General features: G+C 74.7%; 1 protein-coding gene. It reads right to left on the bottom strand.

Features of this window, described 5'->3' with window-relative positions:
- Window positions 1-501: hypothetical protein (locus AC1B00_RS09745; RefSeq protein WP_488849534.1), on the bottom strand; the 501-nt coding region annotated here is incomplete at both ends.

Here is a 501-nt window from a genome sequence, read left to right as displayed (position 1 = left end):
GTAGGCAGCAAGGTGGCGCACGAGCGCGAGTCCCGCCGTCAGCCGGTCGGCGTCGGGGCGGTCGCCCTGTCCGTAGAGGGTGCGGGCGATGCTCTCGGGGACGGGTGCGCCCATGATCGAGTGGCCGATCTGCGCGGCCAGGGCACGGGTGCCGTTGCCGCGGTCGGTGGCCCACTGGATGAGGGCCACGTCACGCCACAGCGGGATGCCGATGCCGGTGAGCAGGATCGCAGCCTGGCGGGTGTCGAGGTCGGCGGGGTCACCGGTCAGGGCGTCCTCCGCGACGGCGACGAAGTCCGCGAGGGCATCGTCGTCCATCCGCGCGGCCGCGAACGCGATCCGGGCGGCACGCGCCGGGTCGGCGTCGGGGATGCTCGCCCCGGCGGTCTGGGATGCTGCGACCTTCTCGCGCAGCGCGTCCGGGGTCGCGATCTCGGCGACGGGGCGCGGTGCCTCGCCGGTCAGGTGGCTGCCGTAGCCGTCGCTGGCGACGTAGAGCAC

The sequence above is a fragment of the Campylobacter sp. DY7 genome (assembly GCF_057802535.1).
This window is presented reverse-complemented; position numbering and strand designations above follow the sequence as displayed.